At 43.1% G+C, this 23281-nt stretch carries 21 protein-coding genes and 1 pseudogene; 11 read left to right on the top strand and 11 right to left on the bottom strand.

All coding sequences use genetic code 11. From position 1 onward, the window contains the following. Positions 1 to 54: 54 nt before the first annotated feature. The 3 genes and pseudogenes from QWZ04_RS10625 to manA all read left to right on the top strand — a co-directional run. Positions 55 to 188, top strand: a pseudogene (locus QWZ04_RS10625) (glycerate kinase); the annotation flags it as partial. 60 nt (positions 189 to 248) lie between these two features. Next, positions 249 to 338: a hypothetical protein gene (locus QWZ04_RS23605; protein ID WP_353958853.1), complete on the top strand. Its 90-nt coding sequence runs from the start codon at positions 249 to 251 to the stop codon at positions 336 to 338. A gap of 85 nt (positions 339 to 423) precedes the next feature. Next, entirely contained in the window at positions 424 to 1617 is a 1194-nt protein-coding gene (gene manA, locus QWZ04_RS10620; protein WP_290327758.1) for a mannose-6-phosphate isomerase, class I, read from the top strand. 69 nt (positions 1618 to 1686) lie between these two features. Here manA and QWZ04_RS10615 read toward each other — a convergent pair whose 3' ends face one another. Genes QWZ04_RS10615 through QWZ04_RS10590 form a run of 6 tightly spaced genes read right to left on the bottom strand, consistent with a single transcriptional unit; the run spans position 1687 to position 6418 of the window. After that, a complete protein-coding gene (locus QWZ04_RS10615) occupies positions 1687 to 2493 on the bottom strand; it encodes a heme ABC transporter ATP-binding protein (protein WP_290327757.1) in 807 nt (268 codons plus the stop codon). Beyond that, positions 2493 to 3545: a FecCD family ABC transporter permease gene (locus QWZ04_RS10610; RefSeq protein ID WP_290327756.1), complete on the bottom strand. Its 1053-nt coding sequence runs from the start codon at positions 3543 to 3545 to the stop codon at positions 2493 to 2495. Before QWZ04_RS10610 ends, QWZ04_RS10615 begins: the two co-directional genes overlap by 1 nt. A gap of 12 nt (positions 3546 to 3557) precedes the next feature. Continuing rightward, positions 3558 to 4421 carry a heme/hemin ABC transporter substrate-binding protein gene (locus QWZ04_RS10605; RefSeq protein WP_290327755.1) on the bottom strand — a complete coding sequence of 288 codons (864 nt, stop codon included), beginning with the start codon at positions 4419 to 4421 and terminating at the stop codon, positions 3558 to 3560. A 1-nt stretch (position 4422) separates the two neighbouring features. Then, positions 4423 to 4839, bottom strand: coding sequence for an ExbD/TolR family protein (locus tag QWZ04_RS10600; protein ID WP_290327754.1), 417 nt, complete (start codon positions 4837 to 4839; stop codon positions 4423 to 4425). After that, entirely contained in the window at positions 4836 to 5567 is a 732-nt protein-coding gene (locus QWZ04_RS10595) for a MotA/TolQ/ExbB proton channel family protein (protein WP_353958852.1), read from the bottom strand. Before QWZ04_RS10595 ends, QWZ04_RS10600 begins: the two co-directional genes overlap by 4 nt. Before the next feature lie 2 nt (positions 5568 to 5569). Continuing rightward, a complete protein-coding gene (locus QWZ04_RS10590; RefSeq protein ID WP_290327752.1) occupies positions 5570 to 6418 on the bottom strand; it encodes an energy transducer TonB in 849 nt (282 codons plus the stop codon). Between the two features lie 144 nt (positions 6419 to 6562). On the opposite strand from QWZ04_RS10590, the gene hutW reads away from it, so the two are divergent. The 5 genes from hutW to QWZ04_RS10565 all read left to right on the top strand — a co-directional run bounded on the left by hutW (position 6563) and on the right by QWZ04_RS10565 (position 13151). Further along, a complete protein-coding gene (gene hutW / locus QWZ04_RS10585; RefSeq protein WP_290327751.1) occupies positions 6563 to 7987 on the top strand; it encodes a heme anaerobic degradation radical SAM methyltransferase ChuW/HutW in 1425 nt (474 codons plus the stop codon). A 10-nt stretch (positions 7988 to 7997) separates the two neighbouring features. After that, positions 7998 to 8516, top strand: coding sequence for a heme utilization cystosolic carrier protein HutX (gene hutX, locus QWZ04_RS10580; RefSeq protein ID WP_290327750.1), 519 nt, complete (start codon positions 7998 to 8000; stop codon positions 8514 to 8516). After that, complete coding sequence (gene hutZ / locus QWZ04_RS10575; RefSeq protein WP_290327749.1) at positions 8513 to 9040, top strand: heme utilization protein HutZ; 528 nt, start codon at positions 8513 to 8515, stop codon at positions 9038 to 9040. The genes hutX and hutZ overlap by 4 nt, the downstream gene beginning before the upstream one ends. Before the next feature lie 130 nt (positions 9041 to 9170). Continuing rightward, positions 9171 to 11288 (top strand): TonB-dependent hemoglobin/transferrin/lactoferrin family receptor, encoded by a 2118-nt coding sequence (locus QWZ04_RS10570; protein ID WP_290327748.1) that lies wholly within the window; start codon positions 9171 to 9173, stop codon positions 11286 to 11288. 90 nt (positions 11289 to 11378) lie between these two features. Continuing rightward, entirely contained in the window at positions 11379 to 13151 is a 1773-nt protein-coding gene (locus QWZ04_RS10565; protein ID WP_435433603.1) for an ABC transporter ATP-binding protein, read from the top strand. 25 nt (positions 13152 to 13176) lie between these two features. On the opposite strand, the gene QWZ04_RS10560 is transcribed toward QWZ04_RS10565, so the two are convergent. Beyond that, positions 13177 to 13530, bottom strand: a complete 354-nt coding sequence (locus QWZ04_RS10560; RefSeq protein ID WP_290327746.1) for a 4a-hydroxytetrahydrobiopterin dehydratase — start codon at positions 13528 to 13530, stop codon at positions 13177 to 13179. Positions 13531 to 13539: 9 nt separating this feature from the next. After that, positions 13540 to 14328 (bottom strand): phenylalanine 4-monooxygenase, encoded by a 789-nt coding sequence (gene phhA, locus QWZ04_RS10555; protein WP_290327744.1) that lies wholly within the window; start codon positions 14326 to 14328, stop codon positions 13540 to 13542. Positions 14329 to 14701: 373 nt separating this feature from the next. Here phhA and QWZ04_RS10550 point away from each other — a divergent pair, with 373 nt between their 5' ends. Next, entirely contained in the window at positions 14702 to 15343 is a 642-nt protein-coding gene (locus QWZ04_RS10550; RefSeq protein WP_290327742.1) for an outer membrane beta-barrel protein, read from the top strand. Between the two features lie 54 nt (positions 15344 to 15397). On the opposite strand, the gene QWZ04_RS10545 is transcribed toward QWZ04_RS10550, so the two are convergent. Beyond that, a complete protein-coding gene (locus QWZ04_RS10545; protein ID WP_290327741.1) occupies positions 15398 to 16972 on the bottom strand; it encodes a putative bifunctional diguanylate cyclase/phosphodiesterase in 1575 nt (524 codons plus the stop codon). A 376-nt stretch (positions 16973 to 17348) separates the two neighbouring features. Between QWZ04_RS10545 and QWZ04_RS10540 the strand changes: the two genes are divergently transcribed. Both QWZ04_RS10540 and QWZ04_RS10535 read left to right on the top strand, forming a co-directional pair. After that, positions 17349 to 18542 carry an acetate/propionate family kinase gene (locus QWZ04_RS10540; protein WP_290327739.1) on the top strand — a complete coding sequence of 398 codons (1194 nt, stop codon included), beginning with the start codon at positions 17349 to 17351 and terminating at the stop codon, positions 18540 to 18542. Positions 18543 to 18714: 172 nt separating this feature from the next. Next, a complete protein-coding gene (locus QWZ04_RS10535) occupies positions 18715 to 20772 on the top strand; it encodes an ATP-binding response regulator (protein ID WP_290327737.1) in 2058 nt (685 codons plus the stop codon). Between the two features lie 46 nt (positions 20773 to 20818). Here QWZ04_RS10535 and cqsA read toward each other — a convergent pair whose 3' ends face one another. Together cqsA and QWZ04_RS10525 are read right to left on the bottom strand one after the other, a co-directional pair. Beyond that, entirely contained in the window at positions 20819 to 21994 is a 1176-nt protein-coding gene (gene cqsA, locus QWZ04_RS10530; RefSeq protein ID WP_290327733.1) for an alpha-hydroxyketone-type quorum-sensing autoinducer synthase, read from the bottom strand. A 250-nt stretch (positions 21995 to 22244) separates the two neighbouring features. Beyond that, a complete protein-coding gene (locus QWZ04_RS10525) occupies positions 22245 to 23207 on the bottom strand; it encodes a TDT family transporter (RefSeq protein WP_290327772.1) in 963 nt (320 codons plus the stop codon). Between the last annotated feature and the right edge of the window lie 74 nt (positions 23208 to 23281).

The raw sequence follows: 23281 nt of genomic DNA, 5'->3' as shown, positions 1-23281 counted from the left end.
TGCTGCTAGATACGTTGCTTAGTCAGAGAGTTAAGCATACAAGGATGAATTACGATGAAAATAGATATAGATCCAGATTCATTTAAAGAGTCACTAACAGCCAAGCAAGCAGCGCAGAGCATCGAAAACGGATTCGAACGGTGTTTCCTCATGCCCAATACGTCCACCTCCCGTTGGTCGATGGCGGATAGGGCATTTCGCAAGGTAAATGGCGGCAATGTAAAAAAGGTGGATTAGCACTCTCTAGCTTGAATTATATTGATTTAACTCATTTGCACTCTCAATGTACAAAGGTTAAATTTGAGGTCGTTTGTGATATGTCTAACCCGAACCGCTAGAAATATCGCCACCACATCGAAGCTAGGCCAAAACTTATTCGTTAAATAAGCTTGCATTCAAAGACTTAATGAAAGAGATACGTTAATGAACGATACCATTTTCAAATTAGATAACGTGATTCAAAACTATATTTGGGGCAGTAAAAGTGCCATTGGTGAGTTGTTTGGTATAGAAAATCCAAATGATGAGCCGCAAGCAGAAATCTGGATGGGGGCTCACCCGAATGGTTGTTCGAAAGTCGCTAAAACCGGTTTGTCGTTATCAGAGCTTATCAAAAACAACCCAAACGCTGTGTTAGGCGAATATACGGCAGAGCGTTACGGTGAACTACCATACTTGTTTAAGGTCCTGTCAGCGGCCAAACCGCTGTCTGTGCAAGTTCACCCAAGCCGTTCAAAAGCGCAATTGGGTTTTGCCAAAGAAAACGAACAAGGCATTGCTCTTGATGCACCCAATAGAAACTACAAAGACGCAAACCATAAACCGGAATTGGTTTATGCGTTAACGTTCTATAAAGCCATGAATGGATTCAGAGAAATCCAGCACATTGTGGCATTGTTTGAAGCCGCTAAAATTAACTCTTTAAGCGATGAACTCGATCTACTAAAACGTACTCCGAATTCAACGGGTTTACGTCAGTTTTTCTCAGACGTTATGACGCTGTCTGGAGACAAAAAACAAACCGCGTTGTCAGAGCTAAAACAAGCCATTCTAGCCAAACCAAATACAATGATGGCAAGAGAGGCATTCGAATTGGTTGCTGACTTCGCCCAAGACTACCCAGAAGATATTGGTCTGTTTTCGCCATTGCTGTTAAACGTCGTTGAACTAGCACCTGGTGAGGCAATGTTTTTGCACGCAGAAACACCTCATGCTTACGTAAAAGGCACGGGGCTTGAAATCATGGCTAACTCAGACAACGTACTCCGTGCAGGCTTAACACCAAAGTTCATGGATGTAGATGAATTAATGGCGAATACCATTTTTGCCAGCATTTTAGAAAAAGAGATTAAGCTCGATGCGTACAAAATGGGCAACAAAATTGGCTACCCAATTCCAGTGGATGATTTTGGTTTTGAAGTAATGGCCGCTGAAAACGAGGCTATCACTCAATATGTCCGTGGTGCTGAAATTGTGTTTTGCATCCAAGGTGACGTGACGCTTGAGTCCGGAGCGCAGTCGCTGCGTTTAACGGCGGGCGAGTCTGCATTTATATGTAACGACGCAAAAGCTTACCAATATCAAGGAAGCGGAACGTTAGCGAGAGCATTCAACTAAATTTAGCCCATATATTGGCCTGTACGGGTTACAGGCCAATACTCGTTAATGCTATTGCGGCTACGCTGACTAAGTATTGATGATTAATGGGTATTGATCGGTCGGGTGAGTGATCACTTGAACTTTCCAATGGTATATTTCAGCGATAATTTCTTGCGTGAGCACTTCCCAAGGGGAACCGTCGGCTGCGATGCTTCCCTCATTCAAAATCATCACCCTGTCTGCGTATTGCGCCGCGAGGTTGAGGTCATGCATGACAATGATCACGGCGGCACCCTCGCTTACTAACCGTTTCGCAAGCAACAAAGTTTTGTGTTGATGAGACAGATCTAACGCTGAGGTTGGTTCATCTAATAGAAGCACTTTCTTACTGTCACTTTGTGCCAGTTGCGTTAATACCCTCGCTAAATGAACTCGCTGTTTCTCACCGCCAGAAAGGCTTGGGTAGGCGCGTTCGGCTAAATGGAAAACGTCAGTAGCTAACATATTTTGTTTGGCAATTTCTTGGACACGCTCGGCAGAGCAAGCAAGTGGGATGCCACCAAGTTCGACAACTTCCTTAACTGAAAAATTGAATGTAAGGCTACTCGACTGGGGAAGAACGCCTAAGTGTTTGGCTAATAAACTTGGTTTCCATTGGTCTACGTGGTCGCCGAAAAAATGGATGTCACCATTGCTTGGGTATTCTTGGGTGATGAGCTTTAATAAGGAACTTTTTCCGGTACCGTTAGGGCCAAGCAAAATGGTCAGCTCTCCGGCTTTAAAGTCAGCACTGATGTTTTTAAGTATGGTGCGTTTGCCCAAAGTGAGGCTCAGATTTTTTAAATGGATTACCGTTGCTTTTGATTCAATGGCACTGTCTGTGTTGATACTCATTACAAACGACCTCTTTGTTTGATTAGAAGCCACATGAAGAAAGGAGCACCAAGCAGTGCGGTGACTATGCCAACCGGCATATCAAGTGGGGCGACCGCTGTACGAGCAATCATATCGGCGATCAAAAGTAACAGCGCTCCGATAAGCATAGAAATAGGTAACAATGATTTGTGATTTGGCCCAATTAGCATTCTGCCTAAATGAGGAACAATAAGCCCAATAAAACCAATCATCCCAGCGAGGGCAACGGTTACACCAACTCCTGCTGCAGTTAGTAAGATCAACTTTCGTTTTAAACTCTGCACTTCTATACCCAGATGTTTGGCTTCTGATTCTCCAAGCAGCAGGGCATTTAACGGCTCTGCGTATCGGTAAAACAAACCTGACAAGATGATCAGCGTTGTAAACGCTAATCCTAACCCTCCCCAATTCGCACCGGCTAATGAGCCCATCGTCCATAGTGATAAGTCACGTAAGGCTTGATCATCGGCGTAATAGTTCATCAACCCCAATCCTGCACCAGCTAATGCGCCAATCGCAACACCGGCGAGTAACATCATGGTGACGGATGTCCCATTGGCTCCGGTGCCCAATTTATAAACCATAACGGTGGTTAAAGCGCCACCCAAAAATGAGAAGATTGGAACGGTTCCAAACAACAAAATATTCGGGTAACTTTCGGCCAGAGAACCGAATAGGACGATGGCTATCGCAGCGCCCAATGAAGCGCCGGCGCTGACCCCTATGATGCCAGGATCAGCCAGAGGGTTTCTAAACAACCCTTGCATAACTGTGCCGCAAATCGCCAAAATTGCACCTACAGCAATGGCCAACAAGGTTCTTGGTAAACGAATTTGCTGAATAACCAACGCAATGTGGTTTGGAATATCATGGCTTCTAAGTGAATCAGGAAGCAGTGCATTCATGCTTTGGGTTAACGTAATATCCATGGGTCCTAGTGCAACGGATCCGATGATCGCTGCGTATAACGCAATTATCGCAATGATAAGCAGACTTTTGGTTTTAATATTGTTGATAGGAAATACGGTCATGTTCAATCAGTACTAGTGAGAGGCAAATTGAGCATTGAGCGTTTTTGCCAACTCAAGGCTTTGTAGGCCAAAGCCTCCGACTAACGCACGGCTTGGTACTGAAATAATGCTACCATTTTTCCCTGCGGGTGTTGCCGCTAGCAATGGCAGTTTCGCCAAAATTTGTTCTCTGCCACCAAACGTGTGCCAAGCGCGGTCACTGACGAGGATATAGTCCGGTTGCATGCTGATGATTGCTTCATAGGAAAGGGGCTTATAAGATTCCATTTCTTTTGCTGCAGGATTCAGTGCGCCAGACAACGAGATGATCTTATCGATAGGCGTATTAGAACCTGCTGCAGTCGCAGGGCGATCTTCGTTGATCATTAGAAACATAACCTTTGGCTGCACGTTAAGTTTCTTGCGTTCTAGGTTGGCTATATCTTGCGCTACTTTTTGTTTGATTTTTGTGGCTCGATCTTGTTTTTCCACGATGTCAGCAATGATGTCTATACGCTGGTTCAACGCATCAATTGAATTACCAGACGGCATAGTCATGACGTCTACATTACTGGCTGTTAATAAGTCTAGCGTGGTGTCCGGGCCCATTTCATCTGAACCGATCAAGCGAGTCGGATTAAGCGCCATCAGCCCTTCTGCAGATAACTGGCGATGATAACCGACTTGAGGGATCTGGGTTCCGACGACGTAACTTTTACTGGTGACATCAACCGCAACAAGTTGGTCTTGTGCTTCAAGTGCAAAAAACAACTCTGTGATGTTAGCACCAGCACTAATAATACGCTCCTGCGCATTGATAGAGAATGACGCGCACGCTAATGAAAATGCGCCGATGACCAGTGAACGTGTGCAAAGGAGGGGGAATGTGTTTTTCATACTATTTTTCTTCCATCATGATGCTCGTTGCATCGATTTTGTTTTGTTGCATGAATGCGAGTAATTGAAGCATTTTTTCGACAGGCACTGATTTATCAGAACCGATCACGACTTCTCGCTTAGGAAATTTCTTTTTCGTTTCAACAAGGGCATCAGAAAAGCCCGCCCATGTTGAGTAAGTGGTTTGGTCTATTGCCCAGTTGGGTGCACTTTCCAGTATGTTGACCGCAATGACTTGAGTGTCTGGTTCGGTCAGAACTTGAGTTTGATCCGTTGTGGGGATGTCCAACTGCATCGTTTTGACATTGATGTTCGCGGTTAACAATAAAAACACCATGACAATAAAAATGATGTCGAGTAATGGTGTTAAATCCGGCTTAAAGTCAGAAGACGTAGACTGACTATTTGAACGAATCATGCAGGTTGTTTCCAACGCTTATTTTCATCGAGCGTGGCGTGATTAACATTAATGTGATCCGCTTCAGCAATATTTTGTGTAGTCGGTGATGAAGCGAGATCAGCGTTTATTCCCTCAATAAACAAATTACAGTGATTTAGGCCGTGTTCAATTTTTGCGAGTGTATTGTCGGCCCACATATGAAATAACTGAGCGCCCGTGAGGGCAGGGAGTGCGATGAGCAAGCCTGCGGCTGTGGTAGACATAGCCAAGCCTAGCCCATCGGCAAGTTGTGATGGTTCGATAGACCCCGATGTTGTCGCGAGGCTTTTGAACATTTCAATAAGGCCAATTACGGTTCCCAGTAGGCCGACCAAAGGTGCGATCATGCCAATAATTGAAAGAACACGCAGGCCCGAAGTATAGGTTTGACGTTTTCTTTGTAGCCAAATAGACACGGTTTCTTCTCTGAGGGACTTGTCAAAACGTCGATGTGCTAGCAGCATACCTGCGCCTTGGAATACCGTAATTTTTGCCTTATTGAGTTGCGCTGCAAGTGCGTCCGTTTCTTTAGCATCCGAGAGATCTAACGAACGCAGTTGGTTTAAAAGAGCGTTGCTCTTGGTTCGGGTATTCAACGCCAGAAATAGCGTACGCTCTAATAAGATCATTAATGTGATGAAAGACATGGCAGCGAGTGGCCACGTCATGAGTCCAAGTTGAGATTGGATAGACTGGAGAATTTGCATGGTTAATTTAACTCAAAGGTAATAGGAACTTGTACGCGGTGTGCAATGAGCTGACCTTGGTCGCGGTAGCTTTTGAATTGCCACTTTGTGATGGCGTTAATCGCCGCTTGATCTAACATTGGGTGGCCAGATGAATCAATGACCATTTGTTTAGTTTGATGGCCTTGTTCATCGATCCAAATTTCAACCAAGACTAACCCCTCGATGTTTCTACGCTTGGCACTGCGTGGGTATTCAATGGGGGTAGGCTTGGCACTAAAGCTTGGTTTTTTAACCATTTTAGGGGTGGAAGAACGCGCTTGTTGCGGTGGCTTTATTGCTTCTTCGGGTGTTGACGTGACGGGCGGATTAACTACTTTTTTCGCTACAACAGGGGATACAACATCGGCTTTTACGACTGGGCGTGACTGAACCGGCTTCTTGTTATTCGGTTTAACCTGTGCTGACTTATTTTTTACCAACGCAGTTTCCGCCGCTTTCGGTTGGGCTGGTTGTTTCGTTATCTGTTTAGTGTTTTTTTCTTTCTCTATTAGCTCACTCTTTTGGATTGGCTTTATTGTTGCTTTCGGTTGAGCAACTGGATTGGACTTTAACTTGCTTAATAGCGTTGTATTGGGTTCAGCTTTAGGCTCAACCATTGGTTTGGTTTTTGGTATTGATTCTGGCGTTACTTCAGAAACCGCCTGAGGTGTTGGTTCACTTGCTGAGCGCTGAATTAGTTGGATGCTTACTGATGCCCCAGTCTTGTCAGCAATGGGAGCAATCGTTATTGGCTTATAATTAGCAGAGAATGCAACTCCATGAATAGCGAGCGAAATCCCAGCAAAAACTAAATACCTTTTTAACTCCATTTTGACCTCAATAACCATAACCAATAGCGTATTGTATAATTATCCATTAATTGCGAATGAGATCAATTATTATTTACATTATCAGGTTGAATATGTACTATGCAGCTCAGTTACCACACTCTGTTCGTGAATTAATAGACTGCTATGTTTGAAATCGATACTAAAAATACGGATATCGTAGGCCTTTCTACCCCAGACCCGCTGCGCTTTGCATTTAGCCGAAAGCGATCGGCACACGCAGGTGGTCATATGGACATGGTGCCACCACCACAGGTCCAGCACTGTTTGGCAGAAGCCCTAGGAGATAACTCTGCGCAAAAGGACATTGGCGCGCCACGGTGTTTATATATTCACATTCCGTTTTGTCGAGTGAGATGCACCTATTGCAACTTTTTCCAATACGCATCCTCAAAGCAATTGATGGCATCGTACTTTGAAGCCTTGCTGGCGGAAATACGTTGGAAGGCAGCCATGACGTGGACGCAAGCCCAACCATTTCAAGCTGTTTACGTAGGCGGTGGCACACCAACGGATCTATCTGCGTTGCAATTGGAGCAACTTGGAAAAGCCATTCGAGCAAATTTCCCATTAACGGCTGATTGTGAAATAACGTTGGAGGGACGCGTAAATCGTTTCGGTAAAGACAAGTTTGAGTCGGCTTTAGAGGGGGGCTTCAACCGTTTTTCGTTTGGTGTTCAAAGTTTTGATAACCAGGTAAGACGAAGTGCGAAACGGCTAGATGACAAAGACTACGTAATAGAGACATTGCAAAGCATGATGTCTTACAACGCGGCACCGATAGTGATCGACTTGTTATATGGCTTGCCGTATCAGAACCTAGAAAACTGGCAAACAGATTTGGAAACCTACCTTGAAGTTGGTGTTGATGGTGTTGACCTATATCAACTGATCGAAATGAAAGGGTTGCCGATGGAAAGGGCGGTTGCACAAGGCAAATTACCTTACCCTGCAGACACCCCAACAAAAGCCTCTATGTTTCAAATGGGGGTTGAATTCATGGCAAAGCATCATCAAAGACGCTTAAGTGTGAATCACTGGGCATCAACTAACCGAGAACGCAGTATTTATAACAGCTTGGCCAAAACAACGGCCGAAGTTTTGCCTATTGGAGCTGGTGCGGGCGGCAATGTGGGTGGATTAAACATGATGCAGCATCGCGACATGGATAAATACATAGAGGCCATCCAACAACAAAATTTCCCTGTTGGTATGGTCATGCGTAGTGCGCCAGATCGGGCAATCACGAGCTTTGTTAAGTCAGCGATGGATAAAGGTGTTCTCTCCAGAAAAGGGTTAAATACCGTTGCTCAAAAAGCATTTTTTGAAAGATTGCAGCCACTCTTTATAGCATGGCACCAAAATGGCTTGATTAAACTAAGTGAAGATTATGTTGAACTCACGTTAGCCGGTGAATTTTGGGCAACAACGCTCGCACAAAATTTGATACAAGTGATTCAAACGGGCGCAGGAAAGCGGAGCCCTATTCCAAGCTCAATGCACAATAATAGCTCAACAGATAACAATAAAATTAAAGCCGTTTTGGCTTAAAGGAGAAAAGATGTTTTCGCAAACTTCATACGAAGACGTGAAAGGTTTAGTTCATGGTGCGCTAGATAAAGACAGTGGAGTCCCTGTCTCTTCATTAGCAGAACAACTTAATTTGACCGAAGGAGAGGTAACTTTTGCTTTACCGTCGGATCAAGTCGCCATAGCAAAGGGGTCTCATACGGAATCCATTCTACAGTTACTACCGGAATGGGGACCTGTGACAACGATCGTTCATTCATTTGGTTCGATCTTTGAATTCAAAAACCCGTTCCCTAAAGGAAAGGTGTCCCATGGTTACTATAATATTATGGGTAAAGAAGGGTTGCACGGTCACCTACTGATCGATGCGATAGAACACGTTGCATTTGTTAGTAAACCGTTTAGAGGTATGGAAAGCCACTATATTGGATTTTTCGATACTAAAGGTCATTGCGTCTTTAAAGTGTATGTTGGCCGAGATAAAGCACGAGTTCTGCTATCTGAGCAAGTGACAGCGTTCCAACAATTAAAAGGGAGACTAGCGGAATGAGCAGCGTTAAATTAGAAAGATTACAAAATCGTATTGGTCCAGAAATCCAGGAATTCCGAGACGGATGCCAAACGTTGCAATTGGCAACGCTTAATGGCGCTATACCACATGTTAGTTATGCCCCTTTTGCTCATAACGAGCATGGCTATTTCATTCTAGTTAGCGATATTGCTCAACACGGGCAGAACCTTAAAACAGCTAAATCTGTTTCTATTATGATGATAGAAGACGAATCGAAAGCCAAAACCATTTATGCTCGCCGCCGTTTGGGCTTTGACACTCAAGCACAGTGCCTTGATAAGCAATCGGAAATCGGCGTTGCCGCTATCGCGTGTCTAAAAGCAAGATTCGGCGATATTGTGGATAGCTTAAGCTCGTTAGCTGACTTCAACTTATACCAACTTACACCGGAAAAAGGGCGTTATGTAAAAGGATTTGGGCAAGCTTTTGATGTATCTGGAGACGATTTGCTGAGTTTCGTTCATCTAGATGAAGGACATAAAAAAGAGTCAAACCTAGCATAACGGTATTGATCTAATACCTTACGGCTTAACTAAGCCAAACCTAAGCTCAATCTCATTCTAATAAAATCAGCCAATCTTACGTATTGGCTGAAGGATTGCTGCGCTCAAAATATTTTAAATGGAATAGATTATGTTTATCAAAAAACCTTTAGCGGTGGTGATTACCGCAACCCTTGCTTCTAGTTATGTTATTGCAGACGATCAAGTGTACTCACTTGATGAAGTAGTCGTTTCGGCTACTCGAAGCAATCAAACTATTCAAGACACCGCCGCTTCGGTGACGGTTGTATCGGACCAAGATATTGAAGAGAATATGGTGAATAGCGTCGCTGACCTGTTCGACTATACGCCAGGTGTTAATGTTCAAGCGGATTCGCGTCAAGGCGTTCAAAGCATTAATATTCGAGGAATGGAAGGGAACCGAGTAAAAATTTTGGTCGACGGCGTTTCGCAGCCAAACCAGTTTATTAATAGCTATTCATTTATCAACTCAGGTCGGGTAGACGTCGATGTTGATATGCTTAAGTCGGTCGAAATCGTTAAAGGCGCAGCTTCTTCCTTGCAGGGCAGTGATGCTATTGGAGGTATCGTTGCGTTTGAAACAAAAGGACCGAAAGATTTCTTGAAAGATGGCAAAGACTTTGGTGGTCATGCCAAACTTAATTATTCATCATCAGACAATAGCTTTTCACAGTCTGTCGCATTAGCAAATCGAACGGGTGATTTGGAGAGTTTAGTTGCTTACACTCATCGCGCAGGAGGGGAAATAAACAACTTCAGTGACGATAGAAAGCAAGACACAGACGCAAACAATCTTTTAGTTAAACTTCAGTATCAAGTAAATGAAAGCAACCGCGTTGAGTTTACGGGCGAATATGTAAAAGGCGTTACCGATACAGTTTTTAACGATTCGGATTATAAAGATTACACAGGCAAAGATACAACGGATCGAACTCGTGTCGGAATCAAGCATATCTGGGATGTAAACAACGTCGCGATTGACCGTCTTGAATGGCAGCTTGACTACCTAACTAAGAAAACCAACGGGATAACTGATCGTACGTATTTGTCTGATGGCAACGTGCAAAAGAAAGATTATGTGTACAGCGATAAAGGCGTTCAAGGGGATATTCAGTTAGAAAAATACCTTATGATGGGCAGCGCGGAACATTATATTGTGTACGGTGCGTCATTTAGTGCGAAAGACATTTCCAATACAAACGATGAGTATAACTCGACTAAGCCTGATACTCAGGTATTCTACATGCCAGAAGCTAGCGAAAGCCGATACGGGTTGTTCTTACAAGATGAAATTACTATTGGTCAGTTTATCTTAACCCCTGGTGTAAGATTTGATTCATTCGAAACTAAACCCGGCAATAATTTCCCTGCAGGCGGCGGATATGATCCTGCGCTATATAAAGATTACTCAGATTCTGCAGTAACAGGGCGACTTGGTGCGTTGTACACCGTCAACCCATCAAACAAGGTCTTTGCGCAGATTAGCCAAGGGTTCCGTGCTCCAGATTTCCAAGAACTGTTTTATTCATTTGGTAACCCAGCACATCGTTACGAGAGTATTCCAAACCCGGATCTTAAAGCCGAGAAAAGTTTGTCCTATGAAATGGGCTGGCGTCACGATGTAGCGGCTTCGTCAACGGAAATTGCCGTTTTTTATAGCACGTACGATGACTTCATCGACCGGAAGAAAACAGGCACCACAAGTGGTGGAATATCACAATACCAGTACGTAAATGTCGACCAAGCAACCATTAAAGGTGCGGAAATTTCTAATTCCCTTAACTGGCATCAATTGATTGAAGCTCCGCAAGGTATTACCACGCGCCTTTCTGCAGCTTATACCGAAGGTAAAGACGGTGATGGCAATGGGCTAAATAGTGTTAACCCGTGGAATGCAGTGGTAGGATTTAATTACGATGCGCCGTCAGAGGTATGGGGTAGCTCTCTAAAAGTTGTTTATACTGCTGCAAAGAAACAAAGCGATATAACGCCAGACAATGATTTCTTTGGGAACCCGTATCCTGCATTTGCTCCGAGCAGTTCGACAGTAGTGGACTTAACCGCTTACTATGTCCCGATGAAAGATCTGACTTTACGGGCTGGTATCTTCAATTTAACGGATGAAGAGTACTACAATTGGAGTGACGTGCGTGGACAGCAAAAAGAAGACAAGTTCTATACACAAGCGGGTAGAAACTTCGGGCTATCAGCGAAATACGATTTTTAACCCTCGTTTCCATTAAATGATCGGGCCGCTTTTCATTGGAAAGGCGGCTTTTTTTGTACAAAGGCAGAGTGAATCTTGACGACTTTAAATATCAATAAAACGTGGTTGCTTCAGCAGGCTGCGCGACATAAAAAGAAACTCGTGGTGGCAAATGTTATCGCGGTATTTGCAGCCGCTTTGAGCGTGCCTATTCCATTGTTAATGCCATTACTTGTTGATGAAGTTCTGCTAAACAATCCTGCTGGTGGTATCGAATTGCTCAATCATGGCATGCTTGATTCGTGGCAGACCCCGATGGGTTACATTGCCATGGTCACGTTTTTGGTGGTGGTTATGCGAATGGGAAGCCAGGCGTTAAATATCTATCAAACTCGTCAATTTACGCTCATATCCAAATCTCTCACTTGTTATATGCGTCAGCAATTGCTTGATAAGCTGGGTCGTATCAGCATGCGTCAATATGAGGAGAAAGGCAGTGGGGCATTAACGTCCCATTTGGTGACGGATATTGAAACCATCGACAGTTTCATCGGCAATACATTAAGCCGATTTGTTGTATCCATATTGAGCATTATCGGTATCGCAGCTGTATTGTTCTGGCTCGATTGGAAGTTGGCTCTGTTCATCGTGCTGCTTAACCCGGTGATTGTTTACTTGTCTCGCTTGATGGGACAAAAAGTAAAGCACCTAAAAAAGAGAGAAAATCAATCATTTGAACGCTTTCAGCAACGTTTGGTTGAAACGCTTGACGGTTTATATCAGCTGCGCGCAGCAAACCGTGAAAAAGAATACCTAAAGCGCCTTAAACAAGACTCCGACTCCATTCGTGTGGATGCGGACAATTATGCGTGGCAAACCGACGCAGCCAATCGCCTATCTTTTTTGATGTTTCTTATAGGGTTTGAAATCTTTAGAGCGGCAGCGATTGTGTTAGTTCTAATGGGGGATCTCACTGTTGGTCAAATCTTTGCGATATTTGGTTACCTCTGGTTCATGCTATCGCCAATTCAAGATCTCCTGAGCATTCAGTATTCTTGGTTTAGTGCGTCTGCCGCAATGAAGCGCCTCAATGCCATATTAGATTTGGAAGAAGAGTATCGCCCGGTAGCGACGGTGAATCCGTTTGTGGACAACGAATCTTTCGACGTGGAGCTTAGAAACGTCAGTTTTTCTTATAACGATGAACGTAATGTACTTAAAGATTTAAACTTACGTATTCCTAAAGGTAAACGTGTTGCTCTGGTAGGGGCCTCGGGGGGAGGTAAATCTACGCTGATCCAATTGCTGCTTGGTGTTTACCATAAAGAACGGGGCGATATCCTCATTAACGGTCACCCGATAGAAAGTGTTGGCTATGATGAGTTACGCTCAAAGCTCGCGACGGTTCTCCAGCAGCCGATGATCTTTAACGATACGATGAGACAGAATTTAACCTTAGGCCAAGATTATTCAGATGAGGCTCTTCATCAAGCATTAAGCATCGCGCAATTAGACGACATGTTAGCGACATTGCCAGCGGGACTTGAATCTCAATTGGGCCGTCAAGGAGTACGTTTGTCGGGTGGACAAAGACAAAGGCTTGCTATTGCCCGTATGGTGCTGTCTGACCCTGATTTCGTGATTCTAGATGAAGCCACATCAGCGCTTGATACTGCTACCGAGGCGGCTTTACACGAAGCATTGGATGAGTTCTTAGACGGTAAGACAACCCTAATTGTGGCACACCGCTTATCAGCAGTGAAACAGGCGGACCTGATCTATGTGCTCGAAGACGGAAAAGTTGTTCAGTCAGGAACCCATCATGATCTGGTGAACGAAAGCGGCCTGTATCAAACACTGTACGGAACACTTCAGGTTCATTGAGCCTAAAACAGGGCGTAGGCCAACGTTAGTTCTGTATCAATGCGTCAGTTTTCGCTGCGCAAACAAAGTCATTGTGATGCAAACCTTTTATGGAATGGCTCCACCATGTCACATTAACTTTACCCCATTCGGTCAGAAGCGCAGGGTGATGCCCCTGTGTTTCTGCCATTTCCCCTACACGATTAGTAAACGCCAATGCCAGTCTAAAGTTTTTGAACGTAAAAGTTTGAGTTAGCTGGAAGATTCCATTCACCTCTATGATTTGCCAATTGGGAAGTGTCTTTACTAACGTATTCATTTCTTGAGTAGTCACTTGGGGTGCGCCTAATTTGCACGCTTCACAGTCTTGTTGTGCCAATGGCTGGTTGTTTAAGCTCATTTTATTTCCTTATGATGCTTTTAAAGGGTAGCTAGGTGAGTGCAAGCCTAAGGCTTTCGCTTGCTTGATCTTGGTCATCAAGTCGATTTTAGTCAGAGAAAACAGCGTATCTATTGAGTCTATAGCGAAATAGATAGGTTGCATGATATCGATACGGTAAGGGGTTCTTAATACGTCAACGATGTCGAAAGGCTTGATTATCGGTTTGTTTGAAAAAGCGTAATCGGTTTCTCCGGGGCTTGATAAGATCCCGCCGCCGTACACTTTATAGCTGCCATTGGATGCCAAAAGTCCAAATTCGACAGTAAACCAATAAAGTCTCGCTAAATAAACGCGATCTTCATGACTAGCACCAAGGCCAAGTTCTCCGTATTTTTGAGTAAAGTCGGCAAACGCAGGGTGAGTTAGCATGGCGCAGTGACCAAATATTTCATGAAAAATATCGGGTTCTTGCAGGTAATCCATCTCATTGATACTGCGGATGAACGTTGCAACGGGAAATTGCTTACTCGCCAATAGCTTAAAAAACGTGTCATAGCTGATAAGAGCAGGGACACCTTTGCAGCGCCAACCCGAGCAGGGCTCAAGAACTCGATTTATATCGTTAAGCTGAGGCACACGATTTGTAGGCAGGTTTAATATGTCGAGACCAGACAAATATTCATCACACGCCTTACTTCGGACATTCCCACACTGCCTAGTAACGAGCCTCTCCCAGACTTGATTTTCAGAGGTTGTCCAGTGCAATTCTCCGTGACTGTTCGCCTGTTTAGCTACGTACTGAGTCTTAGCCGTCATAATTATGGCCTCCAATCTGCCACACAGGTTAATTATATTGGTTAACTATTGATGCATACTTTTGGTTTGTCGAACTAACGATGGGATAGGGTAATGGTACTTGTGTAACATATTGTTTACAATTTGGCGGGGGGGGGGATCTAAACGGTCACTAAGTTATGGTGGTCTCTATAGCAAAGACGTTGAGCAGGAATATGTGAGCTGCCTCAACTTCTATAAATTGTGTTGTTGGTTTTAGCTAAATTAATAGCATTGGGAGATTGGTCCTTGAGGTACACTTACGTCAACTAAAATTCATGTCTTTTAATTTGTGGTTTTGCCCCATGAGATTTTGTAAGAGATGATTCACAGTCGTTTAAAATGGATATTTTCAGTGAAAAAAACATTAGCAATATTGATAAGTTCCGCTCTATTGATTTCGTTTTCTAGTCAGGCAGAAAGCGATGCGCAGGCACAGACCGCCAAAAAAGAGCGTGCATTCACTATCAAATTTGGTGGCTCTAAACTAAAGACGGACGTAACGGGCGATAAAGATTTCGAACTGTATGGGCGATCACTTGCGTTTGATTACACGTCTGAATCCAATAAATGGACGGACAACAAAGACCTCTATCTCGGCTATCTCGCCTCTCTAGATGTGCACTACAATTCTAAGAAAAAAGAAGACAATCACGCAATATATCAAGTAGAAGAAGTAAGCAGCTTAATTGGTAGCTTTGCACCTAAAGTCAGCTACATGGTTACACAGCAAACCGCTCTATTTGCTTACGCTGGTGTTTCGTACGGTGCACTGAAAGAGCAAGATTACAAGAAAACACCGGGTTCAGTTGCGTCTGAAAAAGAAGCTGTTAGTGGTTGGGGTTACTTATGGGGCTTTGGCGCTCGGTATGAGCTCGACAATAATTTTGAATTTGGTGGCGAGTTCAGAGCAAGCCATCTGAGTGTCGATAACGATAAACGTTCTGGTAAAGCGGACCTTTACGGTCTATATGCGACGGCCGGATATCGTTTTTAGTTGTCCAGTAGAAAAACGTAGCGATAGACAGTTGATGACTGAGAGTTAATGGCTTCACGCGGAGTTTGAAGCCATTATCAAGTGATGCTGTTCTGTCCAATATATGATTTCGTCCAGAGACAGCGCCTTCCCATTAATAAACCCCTGTACGTAATCACATTTGGCCGTATTGAGTAAGCCGATTAGTTCCTGTTCTTCAACCCCCTCTGCGATAACCGTACAATTCAAACCATGAGCTAACGATATCGAGCTAGTGACGATTGCGTGATCAGCGCTGCTAATATGCATACTTGAAACAAACGAGCGGTCAATCTTGATTTGATCAATGGGCAGTTCCCGCAATAAGGTTAAAGAAGAATACCCCGTACCAAAATCATCAAGACTGATTTTGAATCCCATGTGACGCAGTTCTTCTAACACAATTTTTGTGTTGCCAATGTCTTTGAGCATGTCGCTCTCGGTTACTTCTAACACGACTTGAGACGAATTCAGCTGCTCGCTTTGTGCGAGTTGTTTTAAATTATCGAGCAACGCGCTGCTGTTGAGATCGTGAGCTGAGAGGTTTAGGTGGATGCTCGCCTCTATTCCTGCGCTATTAAAGATATGTAAGTCGAGCATGACCTGATTAATCACCCAGTCAGTGATGTCTCTAATAAGGTGAGTTTGCTCTGCGATAGGAATAAAAAGTTCGGGAGAGATGAAACTACCATCAGGCTGAGGCCAGCGAATCAATGCTTCATAGCCATACAAGGTTTGTTTCAATGTATTGACTATCGGTTGGTAATACAGGTGGAACTCCTGATTATGCAAAGCCGTAGTAATGCGGCTGGCGATATCTAACTGCTGCTTGGCTTTGATTTCCAAAGCATCAGAATAGAAAGACACGCCTAAGCCGATTCTTTTCGCTTCATACATTGCTGAATCCGCTTGCTTTAACAGTTCGTCTTGATTGGAACCAAAGTCGGGATAAATACTCACGCCGATACTGACTGATACGGGAAGATTATATTGTTCAAGTTGAAAGCGAGGGCTGAGTTGCTCTGCAATTTCAGTGCAGTAGGAGCTGATGTGGTGTTGGTTGTTGGTATTTAGGATGATAACGAACTCATCGCCTCCGATTCGAGCATAAAAGGCATCGGCTGGAACCACTTCTGAGATTCTCTCTGCAATGTTAACCAGCAATAGGTCTCCCGTTTGGTGGCCCATAGCGTCGTTTACGTTCTTAAAGTTGTTGATATCGAATAACAGGACAGAAAATGGTGATTGCGTAGCGAGGCGTTTGGTCATGGCGCTTGAGCAATAGGCTCTATTTGGCAACCCGGTTAATGAATCGTGAAGTGCATTATGCCGTTCACTTTTGGCTATCTGTTCAATCTTGAGGATGCTGCTTAAGCAGAACTTTAAAACGATGGAAACAAAGATGCTCCCTCCGAACAAAATAGCGGCCATTCCAATGTCGATGTAACTGGCGTCTCTCTTGCCGAATAAATAGATCAGATAGGCCACGTATCCGATAGAGAATGCGACAATAAGCCCCAGTAAAAACTTCCATCCAGACTCTTTGGTCTTAATGCAGATCGTGAATGCTGGTTTAATGGAAAAAAGTAGCAAACCAATGGCTATTATCATAAGAAAGTCAGCAAAAATCAGCATAGACAAACTTGACCAAAGCTAGTGTAAACGTGCATATAATTCTTCTTCTGGTTGCAATCTATCTTTAAGGTTAGCAAAATTTTAGGGTTTCGGTATTAGACTTACGAATAAACTGATTTCATACAAAGCACACTCAAAAATAGTTGAAAAAATTGATGAAGCTAATGGTGGTTTGATAATTTGAGCCATAAATAAAATCAAAATATGCGTCAGATCAAGAAAAAACACGATTAATTCAATAAAAAACCAAAATAAAGTTGAATGATTCAAAATATATTGAATAATGGAGTTACACTTTTTGTTGAGTCTATGTTTTCAGCTCATTTATTAGTACCAATAGGAATTCTATCCCATGCAAAATGCATATGTACTCGTAATCAATTCTGGCAGTTCTTCTATGAAGTTTGCTGTTATCGACTCTGTAAGCGGCGACGCAATCTTAAGTGGTCTAGGTGAATGTTTCGGCCTTGAAGATGCGCGCATGAGCTGGAAATACCAAGGTCAAAAATCGGAAGTTGCAGTAGAGGGTGAGGGTAACCATCATCAACTCGCAATTAATCGCTTAGTTGACTTAGTCAGTGAGTATGGCTTCAATAATGATCTCGTTGCTGTAGGTCATCGCATTGTACATGGCGGCGAGAAATTCACTAAAACAGTACGAATTAACGAAGAAGTAACGGCTGAAATCGAAAACCTAGCAGATCTTGCTCCTTTGCATAACCCTGCAGGCGCTGTCGGTATTCGCGCTGCAATTGAAGCGTTCCCAGCGCTTCCTCAATTTGCTGTATTTGATACTGCTTTCCACCAAACTATGCCTGAGCGTGCGTTTACTGGCGCTATTGCAAAAGAGCTTTACACCGACTTTGGAGTGCGTCGCTACGGCTTCCACGGTACTAGCCACTACTTTGTTAGCCGCGAAGCTGCAAAAATGCTGAACAAGCCAGTTGAAGAGTCAAGCTTCATTTCTGTTCACCTTGGCAATGGTGCATCGGTATGTGCTATCAAAGATGGCGAAAGTGTAGATACAAGCATGGGCTTCACCCCTCTTTCTGGCTTAATGATGGGCACCCGTTGTGGTGACTTAGATCCAGGTATCATCGAGTACCTTTTGAAGAAAGGCTGGTCACAAGAGCAAGTATTTGACTCTTTGAATAAGAAGTCTGGCTTCCTTGGTGTGTCCGGTATTACGAGTGACGCTCGTGGTATTCTTGAAGCGATGGAAGAAGGACATGAAGGCGCGACGTTAGCATTCCAAGTATTTACTTACCGTGTCGCTAAATACATTGCTTCTTACCTAGCAGCGCTAGATTCATTGGACGGCATCATATTCACTGGTGGTATTGGTGAAAATGCACTTCCAATTCGTCGTGAAATCCTGAAAAACCTTAAGCTTCTTGGTTTTGTTGAAGATAAAGCAGGCAATGAAGCTGCTCGCTTTGGCGCAGAAGGCATCATTGCTAAATCTGAAGTGTTAAATGCAGTGGCGATGGTTGTTCCAACCAATGAAGAATTCGTGATTGCTCAGCAGTCAGTAGAACTTCTCTAATCAGTTGATTCTGCCCTAGGTTAGATTGAACCGCCAGTATTGCTGGCGGTTTTTCATTTTGTTGAATAGAATGCAGCGACCGTGAGCTGGCTAAATGTCTTTGGCTGTTATTTGTGCTATATATGTGTATATGCAGTAAATATAATAATAACGACATTGGCTAAACTCATAAATGTTTGATAGAGCGAAGAAAATCTACGAATATGCTGAACCGAACCTGACCATAGTTGCACTTATGGGGATCGTTGGGTTTCCTGCGTATTACTACATATGGCAATTCTTAGTCCCAAGCGGGTACGAGAACCTCGGGCTTCGTCTCGCCTGTGGTGCATTACTGATCCCAATCCTACTTCGCCATAAAATTCCTTATGCTTTCAAGCGCCAATTACATGTCTATTACATTGTCTCTTTAGGGGCATGTTTACCTTTCTTTTTCTTTTTCATGCTGCTTAAAAATGATTGGTCTATTATTTGGGTGATGTCATTGATGTCGGCCATTTTCTTGCAGATTCTGCTGATATACGATTCTAAAATTGTGGCTTTGCAAAGTATTGTTGCTTTTGTTGCGGCATATGTCGCGGTGCACCTTACAGGCGGCAGCAATGAGCTATACGCACTAGATTGGAATTACATTCCTATTTTATTTTTTACCTACGTATTCGGCACGTTATTCCACTATAGAAACCATGCAGAGCATGAACAAAGGGTTTCGTTAGCCAAATCATTCGGCGCTGGAATTGCCCATGAAATGCGTAACCCATTGAGTGCCGTTTATAGCTCAATTGAAGTGATCAAATTCTTGCTACCCGAGCGCAATGCACAACACCTCTCAGATCAATATCACCTAGATGCCAAAGATTTAGATGAGATCAATTTGATCTTGGAGGATTCTATGTCTGTTATAGAGAAAGGTAACGAAACCATCAGCTTACTGTTGACCTCGATCGATGAGCATAAACTGTCGACATCGAGCTTTAAAAGATACTCTTTGGGTGAAACCTTAGAAGCATCCATTAATAGTTTTCATTATGCTGATAAATCCGATCGTAGTCTGATCCATCTAGAATTTGGTAACAGTGATGAGTATTTTGGTAGTGATGTATTAGTCCGGTACGTAATATTTAACCTACTAAAAAACGCGTTCCATTATAAGTTTAGAGCAGACTTCAATCTAAACATTCAACTCAAGGTCGATGATGAAGAGTGGAATGTTATTACTGTTGAAGATACCGGACCCGGTATGGATCTAGAGGCTCGTGAACACATTTTTGATGACTTTTATACATCGGGGAAAAAAGGCGGATTTGGCTTAGGCTTACCGTTTTGCAGAAAAGTAATGAAAGCGCTCAACGGAAAAATCACTTGTGATAGCGAAGTAGGAAAGGGAACTAAGTTCTCACTGTATTTTCCTAAATATCACTCTGAAGCCGTATTGAGTGCCAAAGCTGAATTGATAAGATCTAAATCACTCATTTACATTGGTAATAAAAATGCGACGCTCAATGCACTGCAGTCTCATGCTTTCTTTTCAGGGTATCAATTGCACGCATTCGGCAATGACTTCCAACTTAGCTCTTTTGAATTAACCGAAGATGTGGTCCTAATAGATTTGAGCATCTTTAAGGATGATATAGCTGCGTTTTCTGCATTGGAGCGAAAGCTATGCAACTATGAAGGCAAGATCGTCTATTTGTATGCTGGAAATATCCTAGAATGCTTTAAGCTGAATAGAATACTGCCATATGAGTTGATGCAAATTGGGACATTTGGTCAAAATTTAGCAGAGAAGCTAGACAAGTCATTTTTCGAAATTTGTCAACAGTCTCCTCAGTCCAACGCTAAACCAAAACAAGTTGCAAGCCAACCAACGGTGCTTATTGTCGATGATAACGCGTCTTTGCGAACATATTCTTCTACGTTATTGGAAAGGCAAGGGTATAAGGTATTGCAAGCTGAAAATGGCAAGTCCGCATTACAGGTTCTGAAATCCAACTCGGTCAATCTTATTTTGATGGATCTTGAAATGCCAGAGATGGACGGTATAGAAACAACTAAAGCCATTCGTGATATTAATTATGAATATAACGGCAAAGAAATACCTATTATTTGTTTTACCGGAGAAAAATGTGAGCACACACTAAAAGCCATTTCCGAAAGCGGAATGAATGATTATATTCTTAAACCTGCGTCAAAGGATATATTAATTAGCAAAGTGGCGACTTGGGTTTAATTAAAGAAGGTACCATTCTTTTATAAGACCCGCTTCTATTATTACATTACATTACATTATTCTCCTTAGCGGCACTGCAGACGGTAAGAACGTGGTCAATATCTCTATTGGTGATGTCGCTATTCATAGATAGCCTAATAATGCTTCTGTTTTTGGGCGTAGCAGGGTGGCAGAAAACAGAACCAAATAGTCCATGTTTTTCAAAAAAATCCCGTACTGTTTCGGTATTTTCTTCTGTTCCCGTTTCAATAGATATAATTTGAGACTGACTTTGGACTCGGTATCCTAACTCCCGTAACCCTTTCCTGAGTTTTTCCGATTGCTGAAATAAGCGCGTTCGCTCGGCATCACGACTCTTAATGAGATCTAAGGTTGCTTTCAGTGTTTCCATTTCATGGGGCAATATTGCAGAGCTAAAAATCGCCGGTAACGATGTATAAGGTAACCAACGATTCATTTCTGAATGGCATAATATGGCCCCCGCACGATAGGCGAATGCTTTCGCCAAGCTAAGCGTCATGAAATCTACTTGCTTTGTTAAACCAAGCTCTACAAGAAGCCCTGCGCCATGGGGCCCGTGGGTTCCTAAAGAGTGGGACTCGTCAACAATGACAGCGCAGCCATTTTCATTCGCAATATTTACGATGTCTTTAAGCGGAGCAACGGTGCCAACGGTGCTGTAAACGGAATCGACGATGACAATGCCTGGCCCATGCTGTTTAATCAGCTTTTGCAGATGTTTGGTTTTATTATGCATAAACGAATAGATTGGGCTGTTCGCATTCTGAGCACCATGCCATAGTGACATATGAGCATAAAAGTCTATGTAGACGGGCGTGTTACTGGATGCGATCGTATGCAGTAAGCCAACGTTTGCTGCCCAACCAGATTGAGCAACAATACATTGAGAAAACTGAGTGAATTGACTCAATTGAAACTCAAACGTATCGGCCCCTCTTTCCGTTTGTTCAAACACCGCAGACATAACCACTTCTTTGTCAGCGTTTCGAATGGAATCGATTTGACGCTGTGTAATCATGGGATGATTAGAAACAGCAAGATAGTCGTTACTTCTTAGTACAATACCTAGATCGTCTGGCTCAATCCCGAGAACCAAATGTTTGGAATTCTTTCGACAAAGAATGTGATTATCAAGATATGAATCTAGCCTGTCACTAATAAATGAGGGTAAAGGTTTTGAATCGTTGCGTTCAATATTCATTTTTAGTACTCATTGTTGGAATAATGTAATGTCAGCTGACAAAACTAGTTATTGCTCAACAAATAAATACTGTCACCATGAGAAAGTGATTAATTTGAAGTTATGTACAATCTTAACTATTCTATATTTTGTATTTGAATATCTACAATTACCCTTTTGGAGGTCTGCTTAGTTTCATTCTATACGTTATTTTGTTCATTATTTTTCTCGCTTAGTTTACGAATTACTTTATGTGAATAATTAAAATTGGCTAATTTCTTCTTAAGAAGTGGGTAACGTAATTTTTCAGCACCCAACACACCAAACAAGTTGCGATTAGCAGTTCTGTAAGGCCAAAGCTCATCAACCAAGCCCATTGAGGGTGATCTGAATGGAACCAATCTGTTAGGTGGTGCATAGCAATTGAGCTGATAACAGACGGAAAAGTAACAGCAGCAATGGAGGCTTGGAACTTTAGACGCAGTAAAGGGATATAACATAGGTAAATCAATAGCGTCATCGTGATGGCAATTCCTGCGAGTGCGCCGGTTAAAATTGGGTCGGGTTCACTGAAGTTAACGAGATACGCAGCTAACGTTAAGTTGATCGGGGCTGCCATAATCGCAAGTGTTGGTCTGGCACGGCGCGGTAGCATTCCAGCAAAGACTAAACGGTACAGAACCAAAGGTAACATGAAAAAATAGATAGCAATGCAAACGATTGCAATTGTTTCCGAATATAAAGTATGCCCCAATTGTGATCCAGCAAGTGAGCTACTGATCAGACCTACAGGGTACAAAAACCAACTGGGAACAATGTTCGATAATTTGAATGCTCTAATCTGAAAGTAGAAAAAGCAAACCATCATTACAATGTGAAGACCTAAAGCCAAAAACCAAAGAAAGTAGGCAATATTGGGCACAACAGTCGCAAGGTAATCACATAAAATGAGCAACCCCATACTAATAGGTGCCATAAGGCTGCCATTTAGAGGGTTACGTATTTCGGTAATGAATCGACGATAACTGGTTAAGTATTGAATGATGACAGGGATCAGCAATGAACCACCGAGAAATGCACAGAAAGGGCGAAACCATACGCCAATGGATGGAGCATACAACATCCAGGCTTGACCGAGCCCTATAATCCCTAACGCGAGAGAAGCAAGAGATAATGGGACATGTCGGCGTAAATTTGGTAACGCAAAGTTCAACGTAGAATCCTGTTCGGGCATTTTGGGCATAGTGTACCAAAAAGACTATGCGCTTGCTCTGTTAATCACCTGCGAGTTGTGCCGAATAATGCCCA

The sequence above is a fragment of the Vibrio tapetis subsp. quintayensis genome (genome assembly GCF_030409945.1).
GTDB classification, from domain to species: domain Bacteria; phylum Pseudomonadota; class Gammaproteobacteria; order Enterobacterales; family Vibrionaceae; genus Vibrio; species Vibrio quintayensis.
This window is presented reverse-complemented; position numbering and strand designations above follow the sequence as displayed.